31 protein-coding genes and 1 pseudogene are annotated in these 24,451 nt (G+C 57.6%); 20 read left to right on the top strand and 12 right to left on the bottom strand.

Annotated elements, in window-relative coordinates:
• Positions 1 to 87 precede the first annotated feature (87 nt).
• Positions 88 to 819 (top strand): class I SAM-dependent methyltransferase, encoded by a 732-nt coding sequence (locus ACVWVY_RS23350; RefSeq protein WP_456628588.1) that lies wholly within the window; start codon positions 88 to 90, stop codon positions 817 to 819.
• Positions 820 to 854: 35 nt separating this feature from the next.
• Complete coding sequence (locus tag ACVWVY_RS23345; protein WP_456628587.1) at positions 855 to 1,166, top strand: hypothetical protein; 312 nt, start codon at positions 855 to 857, stop codon at positions 1,164 to 1,166.
• A 104-nt stretch (positions 1,167 to 1,270) separates the two neighbouring features.
• Here ACVWVY_RS23345 and ACVWVY_RS23340 read toward each other — a convergent pair whose 3' ends face one another.
• On the bottom strand, positions 1,271 to 1,447 hold the full coding sequence (locus ACVWVY_RS23340) for a hypothetical protein (protein ID WP_456628586.1): 177 nt from the start codon (positions 1,445 to 1,447) through the stop codon (positions 1,271 to 1,273).
• 601 nt (positions 1,448 to 2,048) lie between these two features.
• Between ACVWVY_RS23340 and ACVWVY_RS23335 the strand changes: the two genes are divergently transcribed.
• Entirely contained in the window at positions 2,049 to 2,381 is a 333-nt protein-coding gene (locus ACVWVY_RS23335) for a hypothetical protein (protein ID WP_456628585.1), read from the top strand.
• A 289-nt stretch (positions 2,382 to 2,670) separates the two neighbouring features.
• Here ACVWVY_RS23335 and ACVWVY_RS23330 read toward each other — a convergent pair whose 3' ends face one another.
• On the bottom strand, positions 2,671 to 3,048 hold the full coding sequence (locus ACVWVY_RS23330; RefSeq protein WP_456628584.1) for a hypothetical protein: 378 nt from the start codon (positions 3,046 to 3,048) through the stop codon (positions 2,671 to 2,673).
• Entirely contained in the window at positions 3,045 to 3,410 is a 366-nt protein-coding gene (locus tag ACVWVY_RS23325) for a hypothetical protein (RefSeq protein WP_456628583.1), read from the bottom strand. The genes ACVWVY_RS23330 and ACVWVY_RS23325 overlap by 4 nt, the downstream gene beginning before the upstream one ends.
• A 153-nt stretch (positions 3,411 to 3,563) precedes the next feature.
• Here ACVWVY_RS23325 and ACVWVY_RS23320 point away from each other — a divergent pair, with 153 nt between their 5' ends.
• From ACVWVY_RS23320 to ACVWVY_RS23310, 3 genes are all read left to right on the top strand, one after another.
• Positions 3,564 to 3,707, top strand: a complete 144-nt coding sequence (locus ACVWVY_RS23320) for a hypothetical protein (protein ID WP_456628582.1) — start codon at positions 3,564 to 3,566, stop codon at positions 3,705 to 3,707.
• A 329-nt stretch (positions 3,708 to 4,036) separates the two neighbouring features.
• Positions 4,037 to 4,198, top strand: a complete 162-nt coding sequence (locus ACVWVY_RS23315; RefSeq protein ID WP_456628581.1) for a zinc finger domain-containing protein — start codon at positions 4,037 to 4,039, stop codon at positions 4,196 to 4,198.
• 146 nt (positions 4,199 to 4,344) lie between these two features.
• Positions 4,345 to 4,551 carry a hypothetical protein gene (locus tag ACVWVY_RS23310; RefSeq protein ID WP_456628580.1) on the top strand — a complete coding sequence of 69 codons (207 nt, stop codon included), beginning with the start codon at positions 4,345 to 4,347 and terminating at the stop codon, positions 4,549 to 4,551.
• Positions 4,552 to 4,576: 25 nt separating this feature from the next.
• Here the strand turns inward: ACVWVY_RS23310 and ACVWVY_RS23305 are convergent, their stop codons facing one another.
• Positions 4,577 to 4,966 (bottom strand): hypothetical protein, encoded by a 390-nt coding sequence (locus ACVWVY_RS23305; protein WP_456628579.1) that lies wholly within the window; start codon positions 4,964 to 4,966, stop codon positions 4,577 to 4,579.
• A 9-nt stretch (positions 4,967 to 4,975) separates the two neighbouring features.
• The gene (locus tag ACVWVY_RS23300) at positions 4,976 to 5,206 is read right to left on the bottom strand and encodes a hypothetical protein (protein ID WP_456628578.1); all 231 of its coding nucleotides are present in this window, start codon (positions 5,204 to 5,206) and stop codon (positions 4,976 to 4,978) included.
• Positions 5,207 to 5,589: 383 nt separating this feature from the next.
• Between ACVWVY_RS23300 and ACVWVY_RS23295 the strand changes: the two genes are divergently transcribed.
• The 3 genes from ACVWVY_RS23295 (at position 5,590) to ACVWVY_RS23285 (ending at position 7,911) form a co-directional block, all read left to right on the top strand.
• Positions 5,590 to 5,880, top strand: a complete 291-nt coding sequence (locus ACVWVY_RS23295; protein ID WP_456628577.1) for a hypothetical protein — start codon at positions 5,590 to 5,592, stop codon at positions 5,878 to 5,880.
• A 222-nt stretch (positions 5,881 to 6,102) separates the two neighbouring features.
• Positions 6,103 to 6,267: a hypothetical protein gene (locus ACVWVY_RS23290; RefSeq protein ID WP_456628576.1), complete on the top strand. Its 165-nt coding sequence runs from the start codon at positions 6,103 to 6,105 to the stop codon at positions 6,265 to 6,267.
• A 243-nt stretch (positions 6,268 to 6,510) separates the two neighbouring features.
• Complete coding sequence (locus ACVWVY_RS23285) at positions 6,511 to 7,911, top strand: class I SAM-dependent methyltransferase (RefSeq protein ID WP_456628575.1); 1,401 nt, start codon at positions 6,511 to 6,513, stop codon at positions 7,909 to 7,911.
• A 64-nt stretch (positions 7,912 to 7,975) separates the two neighbouring features.
• On the opposite strand, the gene ACVWVY_RS23280 is transcribed toward ACVWVY_RS23285, so the two are convergent.
• On the bottom strand, positions 7,976 to 8,143 hold the full coding sequence (locus ACVWVY_RS23280; RefSeq protein ID WP_456628574.1) for a hypothetical protein: 168 nt from the start codon (positions 8,141 to 8,143) through the stop codon (positions 7,976 to 7,978).
• Between the two features lie 57 nt (positions 8,144 to 8,200).
• On the opposite strand from ACVWVY_RS23280, the gene ACVWVY_RS23275 reads away from it, so the two are divergent.
• Positions 8,201 to 8,560, top strand: coding sequence for a hypothetical protein (locus ACVWVY_RS23275; protein ID WP_456628573.1), 360 nt, complete (start codon positions 8,201 to 8,203; stop codon positions 8,558 to 8,560).
• A 237-nt stretch (positions 8,561 to 8,797) separates the two neighbouring features.
• Here the strand turns inward: ACVWVY_RS23275 and ACVWVY_RS23270 are convergent, their stop codons facing one another.
• Positions 8,798 to 9,088 carry a PilZ domain-containing protein gene (locus ACVWVY_RS23270; protein WP_456628572.1) on the bottom strand — a complete coding sequence of 97 codons (291 nt, stop codon included), beginning with the start codon at positions 9,086 to 9,088 and terminating at the stop codon, positions 8,798 to 8,800.
• Positions 9,089 to 9,687: 599 nt separating this feature from the next.
• On the opposite strand from ACVWVY_RS23270, the gene ACVWVY_RS23265 reads away from it, so the two are divergent.
• A complete protein-coding gene (locus tag ACVWVY_RS23265; protein ID WP_456628571.1) occupies positions 9,688 to 10,308 on the top strand; it encodes a LabA-like NYN domain-containing protein in 621 nt (206 codons plus the stop codon).
• A gap of 26 nt (positions 10,309 to 10,334) precedes the next feature.
• On the opposite strand, the gene ACVWVY_RS23260 is transcribed toward ACVWVY_RS23265, so the two are convergent.
• Both ACVWVY_RS23260 and ACVWVY_RS23255 read right to left on the bottom strand, forming a co-directional pair.
• Positions 10,335 to 11,186 (bottom strand): hypothetical protein, encoded by an 852-nt coding sequence (locus ACVWVY_RS23260; protein WP_456628570.1) that lies wholly within the window; start codon positions 11,184 to 11,186, stop codon positions 10,335 to 10,337.
• A gap of 332 nt (positions 11,187 to 11,518) precedes the next feature.
• Positions 11,519 to 13,093 (bottom strand): annotated as a pseudogene (locus ACVWVY_RS23255) (porin).
• Between the two features lie 526 nt (positions 13,094 to 13,619).
• Here ACVWVY_RS23255 and ACVWVY_RS23250 point away from each other — a divergent pair.
• A complete protein-coding gene (locus ACVWVY_RS23250) occupies positions 13,620 to 13,817 on the top strand; it encodes a hypothetical protein (protein ID WP_456628569.1) in 198 nt (65 codons plus the stop codon).
• Here ACVWVY_RS23250 and ACVWVY_RS23245 read toward each other — a convergent pair whose 3' ends face one another.
• Positions 13,818 to 14,096, bottom strand: coding sequence for a DUF2934 domain-containing protein (locus tag ACVWVY_RS23245; RefSeq protein ID WP_456628568.1), 279 nt, complete (start codon positions 14,094 to 14,096; stop codon positions 13,818 to 13,820).
• Positions 14,097 to 14,453: 357 nt separating this feature from the next.
• Between ACVWVY_RS23245 and hspD the strand changes: the two genes are divergently transcribed.
• The 5 genes from hspD (at position 14,454) to ACVWVY_RS23220 (ending at position 18,233) form a co-directional block, all read left to right on the top strand.
• Positions 14,454 to 14,912 (top strand): small heat shock protein HspD, encoded by a 459-nt coding sequence (hspD, locus tag ACVWVY_RS23240; protein ID WP_456628567.1) that lies wholly within the window; start codon positions 14,454 to 14,456, stop codon positions 14,910 to 14,912.
• Between the two features lie 75 nt (positions 14,913 to 14,987).
• On the top strand, positions 14,988 to 15,413 hold the full coding sequence (locus tag ACVWVY_RS23235) for a hypothetical protein (protein ID WP_456628566.1): 426 nt from the start codon (positions 14,988 to 14,990) through the stop codon (positions 15,411 to 15,413).
• A 56-nt stretch (positions 15,414 to 15,469) separates the two neighbouring features.
• Positions 15,470 to 15,634 carry a hypothetical protein gene (locus tag ACVWVY_RS23230; protein ID WP_456628565.1) on the top strand — a complete coding sequence of 55 codons (165 nt, stop codon included), beginning with the start codon at positions 15,470 to 15,472 and terminating at the stop codon, positions 15,632 to 15,634.
• Positions 15,635 to 16,064: 430 nt separating this feature from the next.
• Positions 16,065 to 16,421 (top strand): hypothetical protein, encoded by a 357-nt coding sequence (locus tag ACVWVY_RS23225; protein ID WP_456628564.1) that lies wholly within the window; start codon positions 16,065 to 16,067, stop codon positions 16,419 to 16,421.
• A gap of 384 nt (positions 16,422 to 16,805) precedes the next feature.
• Positions 16,806 to 18,233: a TAXI family TRAP transporter solute-binding subunit gene (locus tag ACVWVY_RS23220; protein ID WP_456628563.1), complete on the top strand. Its 1,428-nt coding sequence runs from the start codon at positions 16,806 to 16,808 to the stop codon at positions 18,231 to 18,233.
• Positions 18,234 to 18,705: 472 nt separating this feature from the next.
• On the opposite strand, the gene ACVWVY_RS23215 is transcribed toward ACVWVY_RS23220, so the two are convergent.
• Positions 18,706 to 19,020, bottom strand: a complete 315-nt coding sequence (locus ACVWVY_RS23215; protein WP_456628562.1) for a hypothetical protein — start codon at positions 19,018 to 19,020, stop codon at positions 18,706 to 18,708.
• Between the two features lie 383 nt (positions 19,021 to 19,403).
• Between ACVWVY_RS23215 and ACVWVY_RS23210 the strand changes: the two genes are divergently transcribed.
• The 3 genes from ACVWVY_RS23210 to ACVWVY_RS23200 all read left to right on the top strand — a co-directional run bounded on the left by ACVWVY_RS23210 (position 19,404) and on the right by ACVWVY_RS23200 (position 23,510).
• Positions 19,404 to 20,873, top strand: a complete 1,470-nt coding sequence (locus ACVWVY_RS23210) for an exopolysaccharide biosynthesis polyprenyl glycosylphosphotransferase (RefSeq protein WP_456628561.1) — start codon at positions 19,404 to 19,406, stop codon at positions 20,871 to 20,873.
• Between the two features lie 256 nt (positions 20,874 to 21,129).
• On the top strand, positions 21,130 to 22,413 hold the full coding sequence (locus tag ACVWVY_RS23205) for a hypothetical protein (protein WP_456628560.1): 1,284 nt from the start codon (positions 21,130 to 21,132) through the stop codon (positions 22,411 to 22,413).
• Positions 22,410 to 23,510, top strand: coding sequence for a glycosyltransferase family 4 protein (locus ACVWVY_RS23200; RefSeq protein WP_456628559.1), 1,101 nt, complete (start codon positions 22,410 to 22,412; stop codon positions 23,508 to 23,510). Before ACVWVY_RS23205 ends, ACVWVY_RS23200 begins: the two co-directional genes overlap by 4 nt.
• A gap of 38 nt (positions 23,511 to 23,548) precedes the next feature.
• Here the strand turns inward: ACVWVY_RS23200 and ACVWVY_RS23195 are convergent, their stop codons facing one another.
• Positions 23,549 to 24,394 (bottom strand): glycosyltransferase family 4 protein, encoded by an 846-nt coding sequence (locus ACVWVY_RS23195; RefSeq protein WP_456628558.1) that lies wholly within the window; start codon positions 24,392 to 24,394, stop codon positions 23,549 to 23,551.
• Positions 24,395 to 24,451 lie beyond the last annotated feature (57 nt).

The following is a 24,451-nucleotide window of genomic DNA, read 5'->3' as shown; positions in this document are numbered from 1 at the left end:
CTCTCGACTATGCGGAAGTACGCTGGATGGACTCCTAAACTGCTGCGGTAGTACACTCTGCCCTCCCTCCATGAGGGCATCGCAACAATGGCCGCTGCCGGTTTCAGATATCGTCTGTGGAGACTTGCCAGTGCAGCAATGCCTCTGCCAACGTTCATTCGCGGCCGGACTTCCGACTACTGGCAATCTCACTGGCGGGAGAAGTCTGGACGCGGCCACGAAAGCTTTCTGCCGAGAACAGAGCTTAAGAAGTGGCTCGCTAAGCAGATCGTGGAGATCGCGCCTAAATCAGTGCTGGAACTCGGATGCAACGTGGGCGGCAATCTTCGGGAGATCGCCGACATTGATCCTTCCATCAAACTTTACGGCATTGAACTGAACGAAGAGGCGATTGCCGCTGGCAAGCGCGAGGTGCTGCCCCCTGGTGCAAAAGTGATCCAGGGGTCTATGGCCGACGCCGCCACCCTTTTTGATGAGCAAGCTGATGTTGTTTTCTCTTCAGCAGCCGCCATGCACTGCGACGACGAGATTTTCGCAAAGGCAAAAGCCGCTGCGCTTTCGGTTGCTCAGAAAGCCATCGTCCATCTTGAGTATCACGCATGGACACCAGCCGATCTCTACAACGGCCGGCAGTGGCGCTCATCCTTCCTTAGCGACAGGTGGATCCGTGACTATGTTGGTGAGTACGAAGGCCATCCAAGGGTAGCCGGGATCGAGACCCGTGCAGTTCCCCTCAAGATTAACCGGTCGGATATGATCGGACGCATTATGATTAGCGACGCCACTGGCCTTATTGTCGTGCATTTGAGGCCTTCCTAAAGCCCACCCCCGCGAGAGTTTTTGGTCGCTCTGAATTGACCCGCCAGCGTGAACCGGCGGGCTTTGATTTCGTGAACAATCAAATCTCAGGCAGTGCGTTAGCCGACGCCGTAAGGCTTGTTGAGAACGTAATCGCGGTTGCCCAGCTCCAGTGTGCCGGCATGGCGGCCTTACTCGTCGATCTCGCGGAGCTTCCGTTCAAATTCGGCGATCTTTTCTCTCGCTATCCTTTTGAAGGCATCGTCGGCAATCAGCAGTACGAATTGCCGATACTTCATGATCTGCGTTTCCAGTTCCACGCACTCGTTTTTGTTACGCATGACATCATTCCAACGTCTTTTGATTAAGACGATGGAACCGCGTTTTTGTTCAGCGGTATTTTGTTTTGGTGCTCCCCGGCGCATGGGTAAGCGTGCGATCTGCCCGAAGGAAGCCGCCAACTGAGGCAGGGCTACGCTGTCTTTGGCCCATTCATAGCTCGCTCAACTTCGTCCGCAAGCCCATCTAAGTGCCGGTGCAATCGGTCGTACATCTCGAACTTGGCCTTGTCCGTGGCCATGTCCCGGATCAGGGCGGCGTCTGCCGCATCCTTGCGGAGTTTATCGATTGAAGCCCGATAGTCTTTCACGGTCTTGCTCCATGCCCGTGTGAGTAAGGGCGGGAACGCAACCGGCGGTCTCATCACAGATATAAGCCAGGATCCGGGTTGTGATGGTAGGATGATGCGCTGTTCAATGCAGGAAGAACAGTCCACCAGTGCACACAACGCAAAATTAAACAGGCACGGGACCGAAAGCCGCCCATTTGCTGTCCTTTCTAACTGGGTGAACTTTTAGCCCCTGAGACAAAGTAGTGCGGAGAGAAAAGTTCACCAATTCTTTTGAGACAAATGTGGCCGGCCGAAATCCGCATGAGCAGGCGCCCGCCCAAGTCGAAAAAAGCCCCGCCTGGGTGGGACGGGGCTCAGGTACCTTGCTCTACTGGATATGATCCCTCCGCGTGGGGGATCAACCGGAGGCTATCATGCCGGACGGTCTCATCAAACAACGCCTAGGTGCGTTCTTCGCGATGATTTCGGCTCACAGACCCCGTTTTGTCGCGAGGGAATGCGGAATGCAAAAAAGGCGCGGCAGACCGCGCCTCTACTGGCAGTGCTTGCCCAGAGAGGGACATTCAGGCGACAGTCCCGCCGTGGTCAGCTATGTTTCGCTGGCTGCCCGGAAGCAATCATGATCAGGAATGGGCTCTATTCCTTAGCTGCCGTTTCAATCGATGGAGTGGACGTTGAGGTTAGCGGCGTCCTGATCCTGCGCAACGGCACGATCCTTGGCGGCGATTCCTATGTCTATTACACAGGGACCTACGAATGTGCCGATGGCAGATGGACCGGTGAAATGCTGAGCCAGGAGCATACGCCAACAAACCGCCCTGTGGTCGAGCGGGTCCAGCGCATCGGGTTTAGCGGCACCTATGACGATGCTGGCGCGGAAGCCGACGCCACAGCCGTCGTTGGGAAGCCTATCCGATATGATGCCATCTTGCGGTGGTTGGCAGCGGCCTAAGCTGAGGACAACCCGTTGGCGTCGGAATTGAGTCCGGTTCGGACGCCTGGGGTACGGTCAGAGAAGCCTCCAAAGCTGGCGAGATAAGCGCGTCTAAAGCACCCGGTTGGCGCTCCATCCGCATCGATTGTCTGCGGCCGGTGGGTGGGGTGCGGCCATTCCCCGTGCCGCGATGAATTGACCAGAAACGGCCCGTTTGTCGCGGCGGAATAACCTGACAATAGGTGCGCCTTCCAAGAAAAAGCCCGGCGCGAAGGCCGGGCTTGAAGTTCAAAGGGTAGGCGGCGCGTCATGCTGGGTTTTCGGGACAGTAGCCCATGCGATCGAGCGTGAGGAAGCTGCGCGCGAGCGCCACGTTCAATAGCTCGACTAGACCCTCGAAGTCCTTGCGGCACAGAATAAGACTTTCAATCAAATCCAGCGCGTTATCTTTATCCTCATCCGTTTCGGTTAGCCGTTCCCATGTTTGTTTCAGCTCTTCTGGATTGTCCTCCAGTAAAAGCACTGCCATGCGAACGTAGGGAAGGTGCGCAAACGCCCATTTTTTATTTGTGCCAATCTTCACGCCGGTGATCGGCTCAAACGTGATCGCGTCGCGCTCTGCCTGAGTGGTGGGGCGGCCTTTCGCGGTGGCTGCCTTCGGTCGGCGGCGATGTCGGGTGCTCATGCCGCGCTCCCGATCTGTGCCGCGAGAATCTTCTCGGCATTGGCGAGGATGTCGCAGAGAGACTCTGGTTCTTCAAAAGTGTTGTCTGCCTTGCCGGAGGGCGAAAGTGGTCCGTTGGTCACGCCAACGACGTAGGTCACCACCGCCAATAGGCCATGCAGGGTCGTCGGCACGGTCGACACCAACTGGTCTCGGGCATCCAACTCGCGATTGCTGAACTTCTTTTCTTTCTTGGGATCAGGACTGAGGGTGCCGGGCACTTCCTCAAGCGCCTTATCAAGCTCCCTCATCGCCTTCCGATGCTTTTCGATCGCGGCGAACACCGGGTCTTTTGTGATATTCTGATTCTTAGCTCTGGCCATATGGCTTACCCCTTGGGTTGGAGTTAGAGCCGGTGGCGAGGTAGCCGCCTTGCCCCGGCTTGCCTTTTCTGTTATCAGTTAGTAATGGCTAAGTCAAATGTTTCTGATAACAGAAAGAAGCGGATTGGTCGCCCTCCGGTGGGGGCGACCCTCGTGGGCGTGCGTCTGCCGCCTCACGACCTGCAGGCCTTGGATAAATGGATTGCCAAACAGCCAGGGGAGATGACCCGGCCAGAAGCTCTACGCGCAATGATGGCGATGGTGTTCGAGTTGGGGCTGAAGGCGAAGGCAAAGTGAAGGATTGGAAGTGGACCCAAAATCCTAAGGTCCTCCTTTGGATTATTGGTGCTCTGATTTTTCTGATCTGGATTTTCTTGCAGAGGCCGATTTACTAGGCTCCGGTCCGTCGAGAGGCTAAAGACGCACTGGCGAAACTGGCTCAACTGGCAGATGCTTGCCATTCCCGAGGTAGCCGCCAAAGACATGTCGGGTGCAATAATTGGGCTGTCGACCCTTCGCGCCGAGGCAGACAAAACACCCTGACGGACCATCAGATCGGCCTAGAGCAAGGGCTGAGGGCGGAGCGAAAAGGACTGATCCGCGAATAGCGAACGGAGGGCCTCGAAATGAGCGGCACGAAAAGTTCGAAGATCAAAGAGCATGTCTGCCCAGCCTGCAATGGGACGGGCTACCCAGTCGTGAGGCAACCTGTGCAGCCAGGTCATAAAATCTATCCCCTCAAGTGCAAATCCTGCGACGGTAAGGGAAAGGTCACGGACGCCAACTGATGCCGCCGGCTTGTCGAGCTAGAATTGAGGCGAAGGTCAAATGACGTCAATCGAGCTCAAGCTGGGCGATCGGGTGCGATTGACCGACCTAGTAGGCGCATCTCGCAGCCCTTGGGAGCCGGTCGGCGAATCGGAGAGAGCTTGTCATGAACCACCATCATCGCCAGTTTATGCAGTACCTTCGAGCCGGTGCCTGGGTGAAGGTCGCGGCGGTGCCGCCCGCGCCGAGGGTCAAGATAAAACTTCTTGCTCTCGGCTGGATCGAGCGCCGCGGCACTGGTTCGGACATCTCCTATCGGATAACCGACCTGGGTCTGTCGGCTCTGAGAACGCCCGTATCTTTGAAAAAGTGACGCCCCAGAAAATGTGGCCGGGCCCTCACCTCTCCTCGTCCGGATGCACCCACTTGTAAGGCGTGATCGCACGCGCCTCGGTCAGTTTGATCATCCGTACCGGCGGCGCCGAGCGACCCTTCCGACACGATCGGCACTTCAGTGAGGCTTCCAGCTTCCATATGGGCGTGTCCCGCGGCCGACGGATGGCATCGAGCGGCAGGCTCGCGCGGGTCTTGCAGCGATTGCACTCGACCTCAAGCCAGCTCAGTCCGCCGTTGAGGCATTGTGCGATCGTCGGTGACGGCTGCGCGGGCCCGCCGTAGCCCTCCATGCGCATCGACCAGGCTTCGGCTTCTGCCTTTTCCGCCTCCCGACTGGCCTTCTGCAGGCGAAAACGACGCGGACAATCGGCGTAGTTTTGTTTCCCATGCAAAAGGCAACCTCAGCGCGGTATGGAGCGATAGCACACCCGCGCGATTGATTCTGCAAGCGGTAACCCGCGGCGATGGGCGGCAATTTCTGATTGGTTGTCGCGGTTTTCCAGTTGTGAAACCATCGTCACTACGCAACCACTCTTATGGTCGAAAATGCCAAACGGTGAGAGCGAGCCCAAAGGTTTAGGCAAAGATTTAGATTGCATAAAATGTGGCTCCAAGATGCGTTTTTCCTGCATCGAGCCTCATAAGCCCGGTTTCGTCCATCACGTTTACGAATGCAGAAATTGCCGAAGTACGCAAAGCTTTGTCACCGCCGTCTAAGGTTTCGAGCCCTCGAACTGAATCGGGCTCAGTAACAAAGACGCTCAAACATTGATTGAGGAAAGATGGAAGCATTTACGATCCACGCATCCAAGGACGGCAATTGGGTTGAAACGCAGAATACCAGCCCGACGCTGACTGTGGCAAAGGCGAATACACTTCATAAAACCGGATGGGACGTGCACATCACGGACTCCGACGGCAGACGGTATGGACCGACCAGGTTCAATGAGATTCTATCGTTCGATCGAAAATCGCCGATCAAGTTCTAGCTTTGCTCCCGCCAGGAAAACATCCGGTGGCTGAGACGGGCTGGCAGCGCAAATTCGAGGATCCGATTCCACTGCCGAACGGTCGCCAGCTTGTCACACTCAAGGACGCTGCCGACTACATCATGAAGTTGCCGAAAACGGAATCCGACCTGCCGGACTGGCAAGTCGCGATCGAAGCGCTGATGCTGTGTAGCCGCGGTGGTGACCCTATGCTGGCGCGGATCGGGGTCATGAAGGCGCTGAACCGTCACGTCGTCCGGGAACTCAATCCGGACCGAAAGGACTGCCCCGTGGGGCTGGCGAAATCGAGAAGGTGATGGCGGAGAGGACCCGCCCACGGCACGGTGAGAATTACATTCTTCAGGCCCGCAAGCCGACGTTGACCAGCGGTCAGCTACGCAATCGTTCGCGAGGCGATCCCGCGGGACGCGGTGTGAAGTCGCATCCCCTGCGCGCGTTCAAATAGTATAGCCTGCGTTTGGCTCAGCTACCCCAGAAGCACGAAATAGGAAACGTGATTTGGCTAGTGAGGAGACATCATGACGAATCCGGACAAACCAAAAGGCTCTCGTCGCGATCACCTGACAAAGACCACAAACGATGGCAAGATCGAACTTGCCGAGGAAGAGCTAAACAGGGCTGTTGGTGGAGTAAAGATAAGGTTTAGCCCTTCTCCCCTTGACGTCAAAGCTCCCAGCCGCTGACTGTAAATAGGCTCAGCCCAGCTTTGAGCGGGTGCTCGCCGATCTGCAATTGGGCAAGGACGCGCGCGCGGCGCTTGATGAGCGGCCCGCATTCGCGATCAGGCGAAGGCCGAACGCGACGCGTAAGTGGACAAGCTTCTTAAGCACGTTTCCAGCGTCAAGGAAGATACGCGGCGAGGATCTCAGGAACTGTTCCGGACAGCCGCCATTCGCGCGGTTGAGCTGGGTTCGCGGGAGCGAACGATGGTCGTTCAATTCAAGGGGTATGTTGCGGATGTTCCGTATGTGCGCGCTTTCATTCACGAACTAGCGCCGGCCTGGCTCGATCACGTGGCTGTCATATCGGGCCTGGTGCCGCCGGCGCGCGAAGGCGGATTTGCGTGGTGCGATCTTGGTTGTGGCCAAGGAGTGACGGCCGCCATGCTGGCGGCGATGCACCCGAGCGGCCAGTTTCACGCCATCGATGCAATGCCGGAGCATGTTGACCACGGCCGGAGTTTTGCCGATGAGGCCGGCGTCGCCAATGTCAGCTTTCATGCCGCGGATTTCGCCGTCGCGTCCGATCTGCCGCTTCCGAAATTTGACTATATCGTGGCGCACGGCGTCTATTCGTGGGTCGCACCACTAATTCGCGCCGATATGCGTTCGTTTATCGATCGCCACATCAAGCCCGGCGGACTTGTCTACATCAGCTATAACGCCATGCCAGGACGCGCCGCTGATCTACCGTTCCAGCGCCTGGTGCGGGCAGTCGGAGAGACGTGCGCAGGCGACAGCACCGAACGTGTTGCTGACGCGCTGAAAATCGTCGATTCCCTTCTCGCGCTGAAAGCGCCGGCCTTGGTCGCAAGCCCCATGCTCACGCTGCTCAAAGAGCAGAAATCTCGCTTTGCTCCCGCTTATCTCGCACATGAATACATGGGACAGCATTGGAGTCCGCTGTTTGTCACCGAAGTACGTTCCGAAATGGCGGAAATCGGGCTTAAGCCGGTGGGTTCTGCCACGCTGGTCGAGAACCACGATTCCTTTGTGCTCGGACAAGCCGCACGCGAGACACTCGCGGTGATCGGAGATGAGGACGTCCGCGAGTTGGCCCGCGACTTCCTCATCGATCAATTCTTCCGCCGCGATCTGTTCGTTCGCGACGGCAACGCGCTGGATGAGCACGGGCAACGTCAGCGGCTGCTCGCCAATACGTTCACGCTCGCCCGCGGAGCCGGCAAGATCGAATACGCGCTGCGCACGGCGGCGGGTCGCCTCAATTTCGACAACGCGGCCGCGCGCGCGATCATCGCCGGGCTTGCGGCCGGACCATGCCGGCTCGGCGCTATTGCCGACCATAGCGATGCGACCGCCGAGGACGTTGTTGCCAATGCGATCGCTTTGTGTGCGTCCGGCCAGATCCTGCCGGTGGAATCGAGACGAGCATCGGTTGCCGCAATGAACGCCGCGATTTCGCGCCGGCTGGGTGGCCCGGAAGAGATTGCCTACGTGGCTCTCCCGTGTGGCACAGCGCTACCTGTCAATGACCCGGTGCGGTTGCTTCTGCGCGGCGACACGGGTGGTGACGTTGAATACAACGAGTGGCGAGACTTCCTTGCCGCACACGGTATCTGGACCGGCTTCCGCGGCGGATCGCCATAATCGTCAGCGCAGCGTCCCGAGAGGTGACGGCGGTGATCACAGTCACCCCTCGTCATCGACGACGCTAAGAATTGATAAAAACGGTCTCAGTCCTCACTTTCAGAGCAGCCTGATACTTCAAATGGACGCCGCCGCCGGCCCGGCTCAATTGTTCCTCGGTCAACTCGATCTTGCCGTCCTTGGTCGTGGAGGTCAGGTGGTCGGATCGTGATGACTTTTGTTCGTAGCTCATAGATCTCTCCCGGTCTGAGCAGCACGCGAACATAACGTGGGGCCGCCGAACGCCGCTGTGACCTTCGTCACAATCGAGAAGTTCAGCGCTGGCCGATCCGAACGCTTGCCGGATTTCATCTCCGTGAACTCGGCGACAATCGACCAATATCCGCCACGCGACGTCGACGGCGCAGCTCTTCGCTCGATTATCCGCGTGATCTGCATCACGGTATCGGTGAGCCAGATGGAGCACGTTCACCCGCACCTTCACCCAGGAGCAACCATGAGCAACGCCGAGAGCAAGCCCTCCGTTTGCGAACTGACCGAGGAACAACTCGATTTTGTCATCGGTGGCGGTACGAAGAGCGCGACGAAAGATCACCTTCCAACGGAATCGCTCTCGCTCGACTACAGTAAGATAATTTTTTCGTACTAACAAACCTGAGAAACGGCTTGCGTGATGAGCAGCCTCTTTCGGTCAGGACCAAAGACACCGGCTTGCCGTTTTTTGTGCGTTAAAATCATGTTCGATGGTCATAGGGCGGCGCCCAGATGCGATTTGAAGGGCTGCCTGCAACTCAGCAAGCCTCAGCGCTAAGGAGCGTCAGTGCGTCCCCGGATGGCCTCTAGGAGATCAGGCTCGCTTGGGCGGACCCGGTTGAAGGTGTGGCCCTTAGCCAGATTTCAAAGCCTTCTTTTCTCCCGGTCTTTTGAAATAGACGCCGAGGTTATCACCGTTCACCCAGGCTAGTTCGCAACGTCGAAATGCCGTTCCGGTAGACGATAGTACTAGAAAAAATTCCTTTAAAGGCAGACCTTCGATCGAACTCTCTACACTGAGTTTCGCTCCGGTCTCCGAGATGTCCTGGATCTGGCAAGCTCGGTGCCAAGTGCCGTCGATAGCCATCATGTGAGCGTCATACCCTCGCTCGAACACCACACGCCGTGACTTGCGCAGCTCCATTTGGTTATCCCGTCACCGAATTGAACGGCCCCAGTGCGCCGAGGTCAGTCAGCGTCCGAGGCAGCTCCGGACGCAAGCCACAGAATAGGGTCTAGGCATGACGACCGTAATCTCAATTGTTGAAGGGTGCCCTAATCAACTTATCGGAATTCGGCACAGCCCGGGGTATGGTGGGCGGCGGGCAGAAACGGGCGGATTGAATAGCTATTCGCTGTCGCACCATGTCGGGTAATAGGCCAGACGTCCTCGCGTGCGGTATATCTGCAATTTCAGCCGGCGCGTTCACCGGACCCACCCGTACCGGGTCACCATCAAATCGCCCGAGCCGGCGCACCTCAATCTCAAATCACGATCCCATCACGCTGCCCTTGGTTAGCCCTTTCCTCGCTATCCTGATTTTGCGCCTTGGATGGCTGCACAGGTCGAGACCTTAGCAGAGAAGAATTAATTTGAACCCTAAAACGATTGAGTGTACGCCTGATCTGCATTTAGCAATTCGGGCGCGAATGCCTCTCTTCAATTGGAACTCCGATTTGGCTCGGCCCGGATATGGGGCGGGAACGATACTCTATGTCTGTAATTAGAAGAGTGTTTAGCTCATGCAAGCCCCCAACAAGATTGCGCTATTCATCGACGGCGCCAACCTCTACGCAACGGCCAAGACGCTCGGCTTCGACATCGATTACAAACGCCTTCTCAAGGAGTTTCAGAGCCGAGGGACGCTGTTGCGTGCGTTCTACTACACGGCGGTCATCGAGAATCAGGAATACTCCTCGATCCGTCCGCTGATCGATTGGCTCGACTACAACGGCTACACCGTCGTCACCAAGGCGACCAAGGAATTCATCGGCGCCAGTGGCCGTCGCAACGTGAAGGGCAACATGGACATCGAACTCGCCGTCGATGCCATGGAACTCGCACCACATGTCGACCAGATCGTGCTGTTCTCCGGTGATGGCGATTTCCGCCCCCTGGTAGAGGCGTTGCAGCGCCGCGGGGTTCGGGTGACCGTCGTTTCGACGATTTCGTGTCAACCGGCGTTGGTCGCCGACGAATTGCGGCGCCAGGCCGACGTCTTCACCGACCTCGTCGAACTGCAATCAAAACTCGGCCGCGATCCGTCCGAACGCCCTGCCCCGCGCGAGCCGCGGCATCATTCCCCGCAATTCCTGCAGCGCGCCACCACCATGGCGGCGCCAACCGCGCCCCACGATGACTAACTTGCCAGAGTTAAGACTGGCCGCGGTTATTTCTTCTTAAAGCAGTCCGCGCTGTGCGAGCGCGCGCGGATGATTTCGGCGCCGGTTACGCGCTCGCCGGCTATAATTCTATCCTCGAACTTGCGACGCTGCGTCTCGGACGTTGCCGTTGATGCCATCTCCTTCAGAACGCGCCAGCCGACCTTGGAGTAAATCTCGGTCCGGTCTCCGTAGCGCCTGGCCACGCGCGCCATCTCCGCCACTTCCAGTGGATTGTCGTGACCGAGCTTGCGAACCGCCGCGCCGAATTTCCTGTTACTCGGCATGGTGTCCCGTAGCTCTGCCAGCCGGCGTCCCAGGGCTATGTTCCGTTCAACGATCCGTCTGTTGGCCTCAGCGGTCGCCTGCTTGTCCGCGGCGCGTCGCTCCAATGTGCTCGGCGCCTTCACCGGTTCAGGCTGTGGCGGGGAAAGGATCCGCCCCAGTTTGTTCCGTACAATTTGGCACAGAGCGCTTGGCACATCAGATAGGTAGAAGAGCTCCAGCGCCCGCATTTGTTCGAGGATGCCGACGAGGTTGATCTGATCGAACGCCTCGACGAGCTCCAAGCCTCGATCTGCAAACTCGCCGACCGATGACAGCACCGCAGACACGAACGGTTGGCGGAATGCGTCTTGGTTGCCTTCAGATTCAAGAATGCAGCGAGATGCGAGAACGATCTGCCCCCGGCCGTCCTCATTGAACAGCCGTGCCCAGTACAGAATTTTTTGAAACTTGGTGATCACCTCGGCGTGGGCCGGTGGTGCTTCAATTGCATCAAGGATGCCGCGCACTTCGGCTTCCAGTTCGACGGATTCCCAGCGACGGCGTTCCGGCAGCAGCAAGGTCGCGTCGTCCATGAGGCCCTCCAAATGGAATGCAGCCCCGGCCGCGCGTACATCTAGCGACCACCAAGGCTGCCGAGAGCTGCGCGCGAGGGGCGGCCCTCCGTTTCTTAGAACTAAGAGGCGTGAATGGTTTACACAACCGCCCCCACTCTAGTGGCGCGTCCTGTCCGTGGCTTACTGCAAACGTGCGAGATGCCCGATCTGATCCTTGCGCTAGAGTGGCGAATTGCCAGCCGAGCCAACGTCCCGGCATCGGGCCTTCTCGACGGTCTTTGCGAGGTTGATGTACCCAGCAGCAGAAAGCGCAGCGTGCCTATCTAACCATCCTCGCGTCTCGCGCTCGTTCAGAAATTGCGCTGCGCGCGAAGCTCGAGTTGGAACGTATCTTGGTCCTTGAACTCGTAGAGCGCGACCGGTTTCGGCGCGGTTGCAGCGAAGATCGAGCTGCCCGACATTTTCTGGTCGAGGTGGGTCCACATCACTTCGGCCGAGAACGTCAAGTTGTTGACGGGAGTCCAGCGGGTGACCACGCCGAGTTGCGCGACGTTGAAGTCGGGATTGCAGATGTAGTTGCCGATCGCTGCCTGACCCGGATGGCTGGCGGCGAAGGCAGCACACTAAGCGCCCTTGGCGGTGATGGTACCGAGGCCATTGATATTGTCGTTGGAGCCGCCATCAAAGCGGACGGATGAGTAGCTGCCGAACAGGCTGGTGCTCCAGTACGCATCCCAGTTGTGATTGAACGCGCCGCGAATGCCCCAGGCTTGCGTCAGGGCGATGCCGCCGGTGCCGAGCGCGCCCGGCATGTAAACACCGTCCGTGGTGGCGCCAAATCCGACGCTCTGATAGCCAAAACCGCTACCGCCGAACATCGCAAAGCTCGGCGAGGTCGCATCAGTCGAGATAATGTATTTCGTGGCACCCTTGGCGAAACTCGCATCAACCTTGACGTCGTCGCCGGCACCCGTCGGCAGATTCTTGACCTGCAACGCCGCCATCACCGCGCCGCCCCACTTGGTCTCGGGGTGCCCGCTGATTTCGGAAAAGTTCGTCGGCACGCCGCCGGCGCCCAGAATGTTGTAGGCGCCATTGACCTCATGCGCCGCAGCCGAGATCTGGAATAGACCCCAAGCCTGATTGACCCGGATGTTACCGACGATATCGGGCGCGTGCGTGCCGGCATAGGCGTTCGATCCAGTGCCGTTGGCGCCGATCGCACCGGGGATGCTCAGATTGTAGATCGCAGTGCGATCCCAGACGGTCGGATCATCGAGGCCGATCGTGCCCGATACGCCGTTGCCGAATTCCGCCATGTACTGGATGTTGTTCGGCCCGCTGTTATCGCCACTATAGCCACCCAGCAGGAACGACGTGAGGTTGCCCGGATTACCCTGCCAGGGCGATGCGAAGGCCGAAGCTGACTTGCCGAAGGTGAACCCCGCAAACTGGATAAACAAATCATAGACCGCGACATAGCCGCCGCCGGGAGTGGAAAGCGAGTTTGAGACGCCGCCCGGGAACGCCTGGAGCGTGGTCGGATTGGAGCTGGCGAAGTTGTTGAACTGGAATTTGGCCGAACCGAAGGTGCGGACCACGCCGTATTCGGTGGCGGTACGGGTATCGACCGTAAGCACTATGCGCGAGCGGTCAATGAAATAATCGCGAAAGCGGTTCTGCTGCCCGGGATCGCTGCTCCACGCCGGCTGGCCGTGGGCGCCCCCGGCGTTGAAGGTCACGTCGGCACGCACATAGCCGCCGATCTTGATGCAGGTGTCGGTGCCCGGAATGTAGTAGAAGCCGGCGCCGTACAGCGAACAGACCCTCACATATTCGACTGCCTTGGCCTTGACCGGAAGGTCGGCCGCCTGTGCGCCGCCCGAGGGCCAATGATGGGACGTACCGGACGAGGCCGTTATCAAGGAGCCGAACCGCGCTGGCCGCACGATGGTCTGGCCCTTCTACAATTGGACGCTCGGCAAGGCGCTGCAGATCGACATCCGTTGTTTCATCCCGAAACCATGATGTGATCGGTATTCGCCCCAGGCAAGCGCGCAAGCCCCCGCTTTCTCACGCGATAAGTTACAAAGTGTACAGAGTTTCCCAAAGCGCGGCTCAGAAGCTCAGCAGCGCATAGAGCGAATTTGATGTCGCCACGGCTAGTTGTCGGCCACTACCAGCGGACCAATTCCTTATGGCTGCAAAATTCCCAGGTGGACGGCGCAATGCTCAGGAAGGAGCGCGCCATGGAAAGACGCCGCGTCAAGCAAACCATGCATTAGATCGGCGGCTCGCGCAGCATGCTCGGAAGCTGCGTAAGGAAGCGCAGGGCCTCCCCCTGGGCGGTGAGCGCGAGAAGCTGATCCGTAAGGCCAGGCAGTTAGAGGCAGCCTCGGGTATCAGCCATTGGCTGGATAAAGGGCACCCTCCGCTTTAGGAGGCCACACTATGCAGGATTACCGCGCATACATCATGGGGCCAGACGGCCACGTTCAAAATCGCGTTGATGCGCAGTGTAACGATGAGGCCGAAGCTATCTGGCTCGCCAAGCAGCTCGTTGATGGTCACGACGTGGAGCTATGGCAACTGGATCGACACATCGAGACATTCAGGCACACGTCTGAGCCGCCAATACGGAAGCACTGATCATTGCGAACGGAGCTCGCTGATCTCGGACTCGGCTTGCAGCCAGAACTCCAGGTCGCGGCCTGCTGGCCGTCCGTTCTGTTCCCAAAGCTCGTGGGCGCGCGCTCTAATCTCTTCCCGCATTCGGCGGGCGGCCAGACGTTGCTCGAGCCTCTGTCTCAGTTCCTCGACCCACGCGCTAAGCCGCTCATAAGTCGTCTGGTCCGTGATGCGCGAAGAGATGCGGCTCGCTTGTGCAATCTTGCGTTCTAGTTCGAGGGGATCCTCAGCTTCATCCATAGGCCTCCTCCGCCAAATATGACGGTTAAGGACGCAGAATGGTTCAGCGGATTATGCCGGATGACGAGTAGATCGTTTCTAAACGCCGCCCCCCTGAGGGCCCGATGGCCGAGGAAATTGATTCCCTTCCAGGGGGCCGGGTGGGTCCCTGCTAACCGTTGGTGCAACACCGTCTCCGACGCACCCATGCCCCCAAAAACTTTTTGCGGCTTGCTTGAAACCAAAACCGATTTTCCTAATTTCTTCGTCGCCACCTTACGGTGGCGTCCCGGGTGCCTGATGGACCCGGGCTAGGAGACGGGCACCGGTCGTGTCCGGTGCCGCTCGTAACCAACTTGCTCACTGGAGGATTTGGCTATGCGCACTTACGACTTTTCACCCCTCTGGCGCTCGACCATCGGCTTCGACCGCCTCTTCGATCTCGCGGAAGCGGCCGCCCAACACGCGGGCGAGGAGCACTATCCACCCTATAACATCGAACGGCTTGGCGAAGATCACTATCAGATCTCGCTGGCTCTCGCCGGTTTTTCGCCCGACGAGATCTTGGTGACCGCAGAGCAGAACGTGGTTACCGTCGAGGGCGACAAGGCCGAGAAGACTGAGCGGGAGTTCATGTATCAGGGCATCTCGACCCGGCGCTTCAAGCGGCAGTTCAACCTTGCCGATTATGTGCAGGTGAAGAACGCCGCCTTTGACAATGGCCTGCTCAAGATCGAACTGGTCCGGCAAATCCCCGAGGCCATGAAGCCTCGCCGCATCGCCGTCAACGGCGTAGCCGGCGGCAATGTCAAGCAGATCGATTCCAAAGCGGCCTAGCGTCGCTCCGTGATCTCACCGCGCGCCGGCACCCGGCGCGCGGCATCGCAACCTCGTCTGGAATAGGAGGGTACCATGCGGCCGACGACCGCTATCAACGACAATGTCTTCAACATCAACGCCCTGATTCATCCCGGCACGGTGTTCAATGACCCGCGAGACGTCGTAAGCCACCCCACGCTGACATTGGCCGAGAAGCGCGCCATTCTCGCTTCCTGGGCGTCTGTTATTGCTTCGACGGCAAGCCCTGGAATCCGCCGGGAGGCAGACCCGTTCGGTTGCGGTCCACCGAGCGTGTACTTGCGGCTTAGTGCCAAATCCACCGTGAGGCGCGTACCATCAACACCACGGATCAGGACACGGTATTACGAGCTTTGGAAGATGCCAGGCGCATCCTCGGAGAATACACCGCGCCAAGCCCGCATGACGCCGCGCGTACAGTGCACCGGCTCATCGCCGTCCTCGATAGAGATGAGGTTGTCCACGCTCTCGATCGAATGAAGCGGCTACGAAGCCTTCGCCTTGTGGAATAGACAAGGTAAAGGTCGATGCAGGACATGAAGGCTAGCGCAGAGAAGCTGCGCGCCGAAGCCGACTATGCGGATCAGATCGCCAGAAGCGCGACGCCTGTGCAGAAGCGTGAGCTTTACGAGCGCCTCGCCGTCCATTTCAGGAAGCTCGCTAGCGCTTTCGAGAGGGTGATCGCGGGCAGGACGGAGTAAGGCGGCCCGGCGCAAGAACGACCAGTGCCCCGGTGGCGAGAATAAGGCCGAGCCCCAATTGCCGCCGACAAGCTGTCAGAGATTCATCACCCGCAGGACTAATTGTCGCCTTAACCCGAATGGACCCTACCCCAGTTGATCGGGGTCGGCGTCATGGACCTGTTTCAGGCCGAGAGAATTGCCACTGTCAACGACCAATCCGCCGAGACCTGCCCTCTCTGCGGGGCCAAGCTCGTTCTCGTCAGAATGATCGTTGATTCCGACACCGGGTCTACCTATCGAATGTTCGAATGCGATTGCGGAGAACGCATTTGGAACGACTAGGCCAGAAGTCCGCCCAGACGGGTAGCGGCCCAACACACGACGGAACCAACGACATGCCGGCCTTACCGGCATGAGGAACGTCCCCTCGCCCGACTTGTTGAGGCTGATGGAGCGTTCTGCTTTGAAGCATTTTGCGCGTTCTCACCGCTATCTCAGTGCTCACGCTCCTGTCGTACGTACTATTCGGGACCCTCGATCTGGCGAATTTGTTGCGGCCCGCCGCACAGGCTCCTACGACGCGCACGAAGCATCGGCTGAGGGCATGATGCCATCGTTAGAACTGCCGCACTGGCTGATGATCGCAGGGACTGCGCTGGTGGTCGTTGGCTTTATTGGTGTCCTAGTCAGCGGTAAGAAGCCGGAGGAAGTTGAACCACCTCCCGACGAGCCGACCGATACTCCTCGCCAGCAAATGCCGCCGTTGCCAAGCCTTCTCGACTCCAAGCCAAAGAACAACGTCTAGTCACTAATCGAAATTCTCAACAGCCACAATCCACCAGCTCTTCGCGCATTCAGCGCACGTTCGGTGAACTACAAAGCGCCGCCCTCTTGTAGTCAAAGCTTCACAAATCTGCGGAGCGACGACGACATTTCGATAAGCTACCCAGAGACAGGGGCTCGCCTGATTTGGCAAACCATCACCTTTTGGGGCCGCCTCGGCGCGCGCCTTGTCCCAAAGCCCGCTGCTGACCGTGTCGCCCCCGGGGTCGGTGTCCCGCCGTCAAACATGACGCCGCCAGATTGTATTCCGCCATTGAAACAAGGCCACGCTAATCCGCGTTATCGTTGGAAACGTGGTATTTCTTGCAAAGAGTAAGCGCTTTTTGATCTCCAACTGGCAGCGGCAATGTCCTTGTCCGATGGTAAAAATGAGACCAGTGACGCAGGCCGCCGTCAGCGGAGAAGGAGCAATACCTTACTGCTGGTCTTGGCGGTTGGACTTCTGATTTTTTGCGGCGCAGCGGGCGCACTGTATTATGCGTTGCAGCCGGTCACGCTCCGGATCGCCGTCGGACCGCACGGAAGCGACGATCAGAAAGTGATTCAGGCGATGTCCGAGGCCTTCGCCAGCGAAAGCAGGACGGTCAGGCTGTCTCCGGTCAGGACCGACGGCGCAGCCGAAGCCCTCGCCCTGCTTGGTGCTCGCAAGGCCGATCTTGCAGTCGGTCGCAGCGATCTGGAGATGCCGGCTGACGCGCAGACCGTCGCCATCGTGCGCAACAACTTCGTTGTGCTGTGGTCGCTTTCCGGACTTGCGGGCAAGAGCTCCAAACGAAAGCCCCCGCCGAAAATCAAGGAGATCGCCGATCTCGCAGGGCACAGGGTCGGCGTGATCGGCCGGACGCCGGCGAACGCTGTGTTGCTGCGGGTCATCCTGAGCGCCTCCGGCGTGGAGGCGGACAAGGTTGCGGTTACGCAATTTGGCACGGACCAAATCGAGGAACTCGCGCGCGACCCGACCCTCGATGCATTCATGGCGGTCGGTCCGCTCGACAGCAAAATCACCTCCGACGCCGTAGCCGCGACGGCCCGGGCTCGAGGGGAGCCGAAGTTTCTCGCGATCGAGGCATCGGAAGCCATCGCCCTGAAGTACCCGCGTTATGAATCCGAGGAAATTCCACCCAGCGTCTTCAATGCGAATCCGGCCTGGCCGGATGACAAGGTCGAGACGGTCAGCGTCAGCCACCTGATCGTAGCGCGAAAGGCTTTGTCTGAAACGACGGTCGCGGCATTCTTCCGGCAACTATTCGCCATCCGTCAGGCGCTTGCCCGGCAAGTGCCTGGCGCTGCACACATCACCAAGCCGGACACCGAGAAGAACGCCGAGCTGCCGGTACATCGCGGAGCCGCAGCCGTCATCGATGGCACCGAACGCACTTTCCTTGACAAGTACGGCGATTACTTCTGGTTTGCGCTCCTGCTTCTCTCCGGAATCGGTTCCGCCGGCGCTTGGTTGCGTCACTATTTGAATCGGGATGAAAGGGGCGAAAACACCAGCCATCGCAAAAGAATCCTGGCCATGGTTTCCAGCGCACGAACCGCGAAATCCAACCAGGAGCTGCTGGCGATGCAGCGCGAGGTCGACGCCATCATAAGTGAAACGCTCGAATGTTACGATGACGGCGCCATCGAGGAAGAAGAACTGGCGGCCTTTGGTCTGGTACTCGAACTGTTCAATCACGCCACAGTTGAAAGGCGCGCGGCGCTGCAAGCGAGCAACCTCGAACCGGCTCGCGGCGCGGCGGGAGGCCACAGCCTCACGTCTCGACGATGACACAGCTATGTGAAACGTGCCACTACGATTGGCGCCAGGCGGGTTCGTTTGACTCGCCGGCAGCTTGATTTCCGAGCAGAGCAAAAGGAACGATCTTCGCGGCCCTAATGTTCACTCGCACACTCAAGACAACGAGTATTGGGCTATGATGAAAACTTCGCAAGGATGCGGCTGACGCCGCACTGATCCGGGACCCTCAACGGACCATAACAAGCGCAGGATTTACGACCGATTGCACCGGCACTTTAGTGGGCTTGCGGACGAAGTTGGGAGAGCTATGAACACGCCAAAGACAACGTGAGGCCGCCTCAGTTGCCGCGCCTCCTGACCTCACCACCCTCCCTGCAGGACGGCCCGAGTGCGGTGACGGCCAAAGCGATCTTGCTTGCAAACGCCATCATTCGGCCGAGATCTCGACGAGTGAGGAAGTTTGATTGGACATGAAGGAACCAATGCGACTCGTAAAGCGGATTCAATAACGCTGATCGGCCGAGTGTCGCTTGTAGAGGAATGAAACTGAGAGACTGCGAGAAGGCGTCCTCCGCAGCGCAGATGTCAATTTTTTCAGCACGTGCCAGGCGAATAATCCGGCCACGTAGCCTAGCTGCGGCGCGAGCACCGAGACGAAAATAAACGCAATTGTGACCGCTAGCGAAGCTCCCGCCAAGAGGCTGGCAACGCCTGAAACAACTGCCGTGATGAATACGAAGGGGACAAGTATCCAAACGCGGAGGCTGCCGGCAAGCACCGCGCCGATCAGGAAGAGCAACATCGCGAGCGGGATCACAGATTTCTCCAATGTTCCACTTTTGCCCGAGGCTGTTTAACAATCAGTGAATGCACAATCTATCCAAGCCAGTGCCGGGTTCCCCTCGCTCAGAGATGCTTCGGCTGAGTCGTAAAGCTAATGTTGCTCAATGTGCCAGCTAATCGCCCAATATTCAATCAGGCGACGATAAGCGGCGGCGCTGATCTGACTCTGAATTCACTTGTTCCGAATTTCATTAATCATTAGCCATACTTGACTTGACTAGCTAATTGCCGCAAGGAATCTCGCTGCAGTGCAACGTGAGATTTCTATCCAACAATTGATTCTTGGAGGCGACTTTGCCCCCCACTCGATTGGACGCTAGGCGCTCCTTCGGTCCTTCGAACCGGTCGATATTGGAGTTGTCCCCTTCGCGAATTGCCACTGTTTCCCAGTCGGAGCCGTTTGCACCTATCGATCTCGGAATTCGTAGCGTCAAAGTTCCACAATTTTTGCTCAGATACGTTCTGATCTTTCTTGATGCTAGCGTCATCGTCCTGACCGGTGCGGCCAGCATTTTTTTTGCGGCCTCCATGACTGAGGTCGTCTTACGACTTCATCAGTTGCTCGGCATCGGATTTATCGCTGCGCTTCTGTACGTCTTGCTAGGCGAAGCGGTCGGTCTGTACGATCTGCAATCCGTCCGTTCGAAGCGGAAGGATACCGGCCAGATCATCGGCCTCTGGCTTCTTGTCAGCATTTTGTTGACGGCCGTGGCTGTTCTGATGAAAGACCGCGAGGTCGTCTTCCACAGCTTTGCTTTTAAGTCTTCGTTGCTAATCTTGTTGCTGCTTCTTATAAGCCGGCGACTTTCTAAGCAGTTTGTCCAGGCTGTTGTCGCTCGCGGTCGGGTACGAGTTCGACGTGCCATACTTGTGGGGACCCACGAGGAACTCTCTTCGCTCGACGCTGCCGGATTGTTTGCGTCATTTGGCGCAAAAGAAACGGATCGGATCGTTCTCCCTGGAGACGATTGCCGGCCTGCTGTCGGCGGCAGTCGATCGTTTCCGATTGAGTATGCAATCTCCGCCGCGTGCGCCAAAGGTGCCGACGAAATCGTCCTTGCGCTCCCATGGAGCGACACGCGCAAACTTGCGATGGTTCGGGACCGGTTGAGAATCATACCGCTTCCTATCCGGCTGCTTCCCGACCACCAAATTCGCTCACTAGCAACGAGCCTTTCGTCCCTGCCGCAGTGTCCTCTCCCTCTTGAGGTTCAATGCGCGCCGCCACTATCGGCAACGGTTCACATCTCAAAACGTGCCACTGACATCGTGGGGGCGACAATTGGCTTGATTATCCTTTCGCCGCTCATGTTTCTAACCGCCGTCGCGATTAAGATCGATTCACCCGGTCCGATTTTTTTCCGCCAACGGCGCAATGGATTCAATTCTAGGCAGTTTTATATCTACAAGTTTCGAAGCATGGCGGTGATGGAGGATGGGCCGGCCATTACGCAAGCCAAGCGCTTTGATCCGCGTGTGACGAAGGTCGGCAGGGTTCTACGTCGGACGAGCATCGATGAGATACCGCAACTTCTTAACGTTCTCCGAGGCGAGATGTCATTGGTGGGTCCTCGACCACACGCGATTGCCCATGACAATCATTATGAAGAACTAGTCTCCGACTACGCGCTTCGGTATCGCGTTAAACCCGGCATGACGGGATGGGCTCAGATCAAGGGCCATAGAGGTGAAACGGCTAACGTTGAACAGATGGAAGCAAGGGTTGATTGCGACCTGTGGTATATCGACAATTGGAGTATAGCCCTCGATTGGAAGATCCTCCTGCTGACTAGCCTAGAATTAATCCGTAGACGTAACGCTTATTGAGCATTCGAGGCGGCCAGTCGCGGCCAGCGCGACAATCGCTTTCGTTTGCACCAGAGCATTGCGGGTACGCCAATCGGCGTTGACAGTTCTGTCCCAAAAATTGCACAACCACCTCGAGCGTGCATGTGGTGGAACTAAAGTGATTTCGCTTCCGACGAGAGTCGAAAGCCTTGCGCGCCAGTTTCGTTGCTCAAGCGTCCGTTGGAGGACGCTTCAGGATGCTTCGGCTTGTTTTCCCTGAGATCGCGCTGAAGGTATGAACGTTTCCTTGTCGTCAACGTCGGCAAAGTTATCGCCCTACGCGATCGCCATCGTAGGTCCCGTAAGCGTTGCGGCCGTCCATCTGCTGCTCTCGCTAATAATGTTGCGCGCCTTGTCGCCTGCCGAATTCGGCACATTTACATTTCTTTTGGTGGCTGCTCAATTCAGCTGGGGGATTTGGAGCGCCTTATTTTGTGCACCTCTCCCGGTACTCCTTCTGCAGAAATCAACCGAAGAGCAGCATGTCGGGTTGAACATTCTTCGATGCATCAATTGGATCGCCGCAGCACTGTCGATTTTCATTTTTCTCGTTGCTGCGACCTGCCTTCAACTGAGCGCGCCAGCGGCGATCTTCTACTCCCTGTATGGCGCAGCTGCGCTGGTTCGCTGGTTCGGCCGTTCATACGCTTATGTTCAAAATCAACAGTTCCGGTCGGCAGCTTCGGATCTCACCTATAGTATAGGACTTCTTGTGATGCTTGCCGTAGCGACCAAAAGTTTCGGTTGGCCCGTCCAGATGAGCTGCTACTTTTCGATGCTTGTTGGCGCCGCCCTTGGCATTTTGCCAATTGGGAGCGCCTATTTCTCGGTGAAGGTTAGCGGAGGATGGGCCGATGCGTTCGAGCGCTACCGGAGGATCTGGCGAGATCAAGCCAGCTGGGCTTTGTTGGGAGTGCTCACTACTGAAGCTACTGCAAATGCCCATGTTTATATCGTAACGTTTCTGCAAGGACCATCTGCATTCGCACCAATTGCTGCAAGCTCTCTGCTAATTCGACCGATAAATGTTGCTCAAAATGCGCTAACTGATTTCGAACGCCCTCAGATGGCGAGATTGATTGCCGGACGACAGTTTGCGGCGATCAGACATTCACTTGTGACGTTTCGCGGCGTGCTCGCGGCGATCTGGTTGGCGACAATCCTCCTGAGCGTCATCATTTTTTTATGGACACCGCGGCTGCTTTTTCCGCCAACCTACGATTTAAGCTACATCGCCTACGCAACGGCGCTTTGGAGCGTGTTTGCTGCACTCCGCTTTTTGCAAACGCCAGAAAGCGTGCTCCTGCAAGCCGCAGGCGAATTTAAAAACCTCGCTCTAGCCAGCGTTTGTTCCTCGGTAGTAAGTGTTGCAGCGGTCGCCATACTTGTTCTGTTCGCAGGCACTCTATGGTCTGTGGTGGGCCTTAGCATCGGAGCAATTGTTTACCTCGGAGCAACATACCATTTTGCTCGTAGCTGGTTAAAGGATTTCGATCGAATGGAAAGAGATGTCGAATGACGCGGATAGTTATGATTGGCCCGCACCACCCCGAATATTGTTACTTGCTGTCCAGGGCGCTGGCAGAACTTTCTGATGTCCGATTGTTTACTGATCAAGATGCCCTGAATTCGGAGTATGCAGGTCGAGCACACCCCCCTGCGCCTCGTGTCGAGGTTCGGCACAACGATCTCGTCTCGCCCACAGATTTGTGGAAACTCGTTATTGAGATCGTTCGGTTTCGTCCCGCCATCATTCACTGGCAGGAGCCGAGCGGTTTTAGGAAGGCGTTCTTAGCCGCCGCTATCACTACGTTATTTAAACGATTTACGGTTCTCGCGCTCACAATTCATGACCCGGTACCCCACGCCGGCAGCGACACGAGCATAGCTAAGCGCCTCGCCGCTCTTCGCCGTTATACGCGCAAAAACGTTCATCACATCTTCGTTCACGGACCTTCCTGTCGAGAGCAATATCTCAGAGAGTATCTGCCAGCCCCCCATCGCGACAATCGGGTTCGTCTCACGGAACATGGTATTATTCTTGCGGAAGAAAAGGACGCCGGCCCTCCACCGGAATCATTTTCGATGCTCATGTTCGGCAGAATGGAGGCATACAAGGGATTGGAAGTGCTGTGCGAGGCGATGGAGATTTTCCATCATGAAGGCGGGGAAGGTACCTTGCATATCGCCGGCGCTGGACCGGAACTGGACCGCCTAGAAGGGCGATTCCGCTCGCTGCCGTCCGTTACAATCGCCAATCGTTTTCTTCCGACCACGGAGATAATTGATAAGATAAGAGCGTCGGACGGTCTCGTTTTGCCATATCTGAGTGCGACGCAAAGCGGCGTACTGTCGGCTGCGTTTGCCAATGGCAGGTTCGTGATAGCAAGTCGTATCGGCGGCATAGTCGACGTAGTTCAGGATGGCGTCAATGGATTGCTCGTTGAACCAGATGACGCAGGCTCCTTGGCCAAAGCATTGGCCCGGGTCTCGAGTGATCGTCAATTGCGGGAGCGTTTGCGCGCAGGAGCAACGGAAACCGCTCACGCCCGTCTCGATTGGTCCAAGATCGCCGCGAAGATGATTACAGACTACAAGCAGGCCGCAGGCTCATAAAGCTCCGGGCGGCCCGCTTGAGGCACAATTGCCTGCGTTCATGCGCTCTCCCCCCGATCAGATGATTTGGTGGCTTCCAAGGCTTCTATCAGTAGGGTTCCTGCCGTTGACCATGCGAAATCTGTTCGCACGCGCGCGACCTGTGCCACGCCGCGCGATCTTATATCCTGCAAGCCGCAGTTCATTAAGTGCGCGACGGCTTCTTCGACGGGTTCATAACGGCTTACGAGCAGTCCATCATAGTCTTGAACAATTGAACGGACGCCGGCTAGATCGAGCGCCAGCGGCAATGTTCCCGAAGCCAGAGCCTCGAGAACGATGAGCGGATATGAATCCGCAAGCGAGAGGTGAATGAGTACGTCCGCGCCACGGAGATGATCGATCATTCGCTCGGGAGATGCCCAATCAAGCAGTTGGACCTGGTTGGAAAGGTTGCGGTCTTTGATGCGCTCGCGCAACGCGGAGCGAGTTTGCTCATCGGCGCTGCCAATTATTTGCGCTGAGAAGGGCACGCCGGCCTCTCGAAGACGCGAACAGACATCGACGACCAAAAACGACCCTTTCGCAACGGAGAGTCGGCTTGCATGGATAAGTCGGAGTTCAGCCGGCGGTACAGCCTTAGAGTGGTCGGCGCTGCTGGGGTGCGAGATGGGCTCAAGTACTTCTGAAGGCAAGAATGTTCGAATAAGTAATCGCTCGACGGACGTGGGGAGCAATATTTCCCATTCCTGAGTTCGGGACAGCAATGCGATGCGGTCCGCTCTCGACAGCATCAATTGTGACAGGGTGCGTAGTGCCAAGTTGCGTTGCGACTTCCAGTTCAAACCTAGATGCGGCGTGACAACGACGTCATAGCCGATTGCCTTGGCAACGATGACGTACATCAAATCTGGGAGGTTGACATACTGGATCCAGGCGATGGCGCGTCCACGAGTGCGGGA

This window comes from Bradyrhizobium sp. URHC0002 (genome assembly GCF_054059515.1).
The sequence above is the reverse complement of the archived record's forward strand: the minus strand, read 5'-3'. Positions and strand labels throughout refer to the sequence as shown.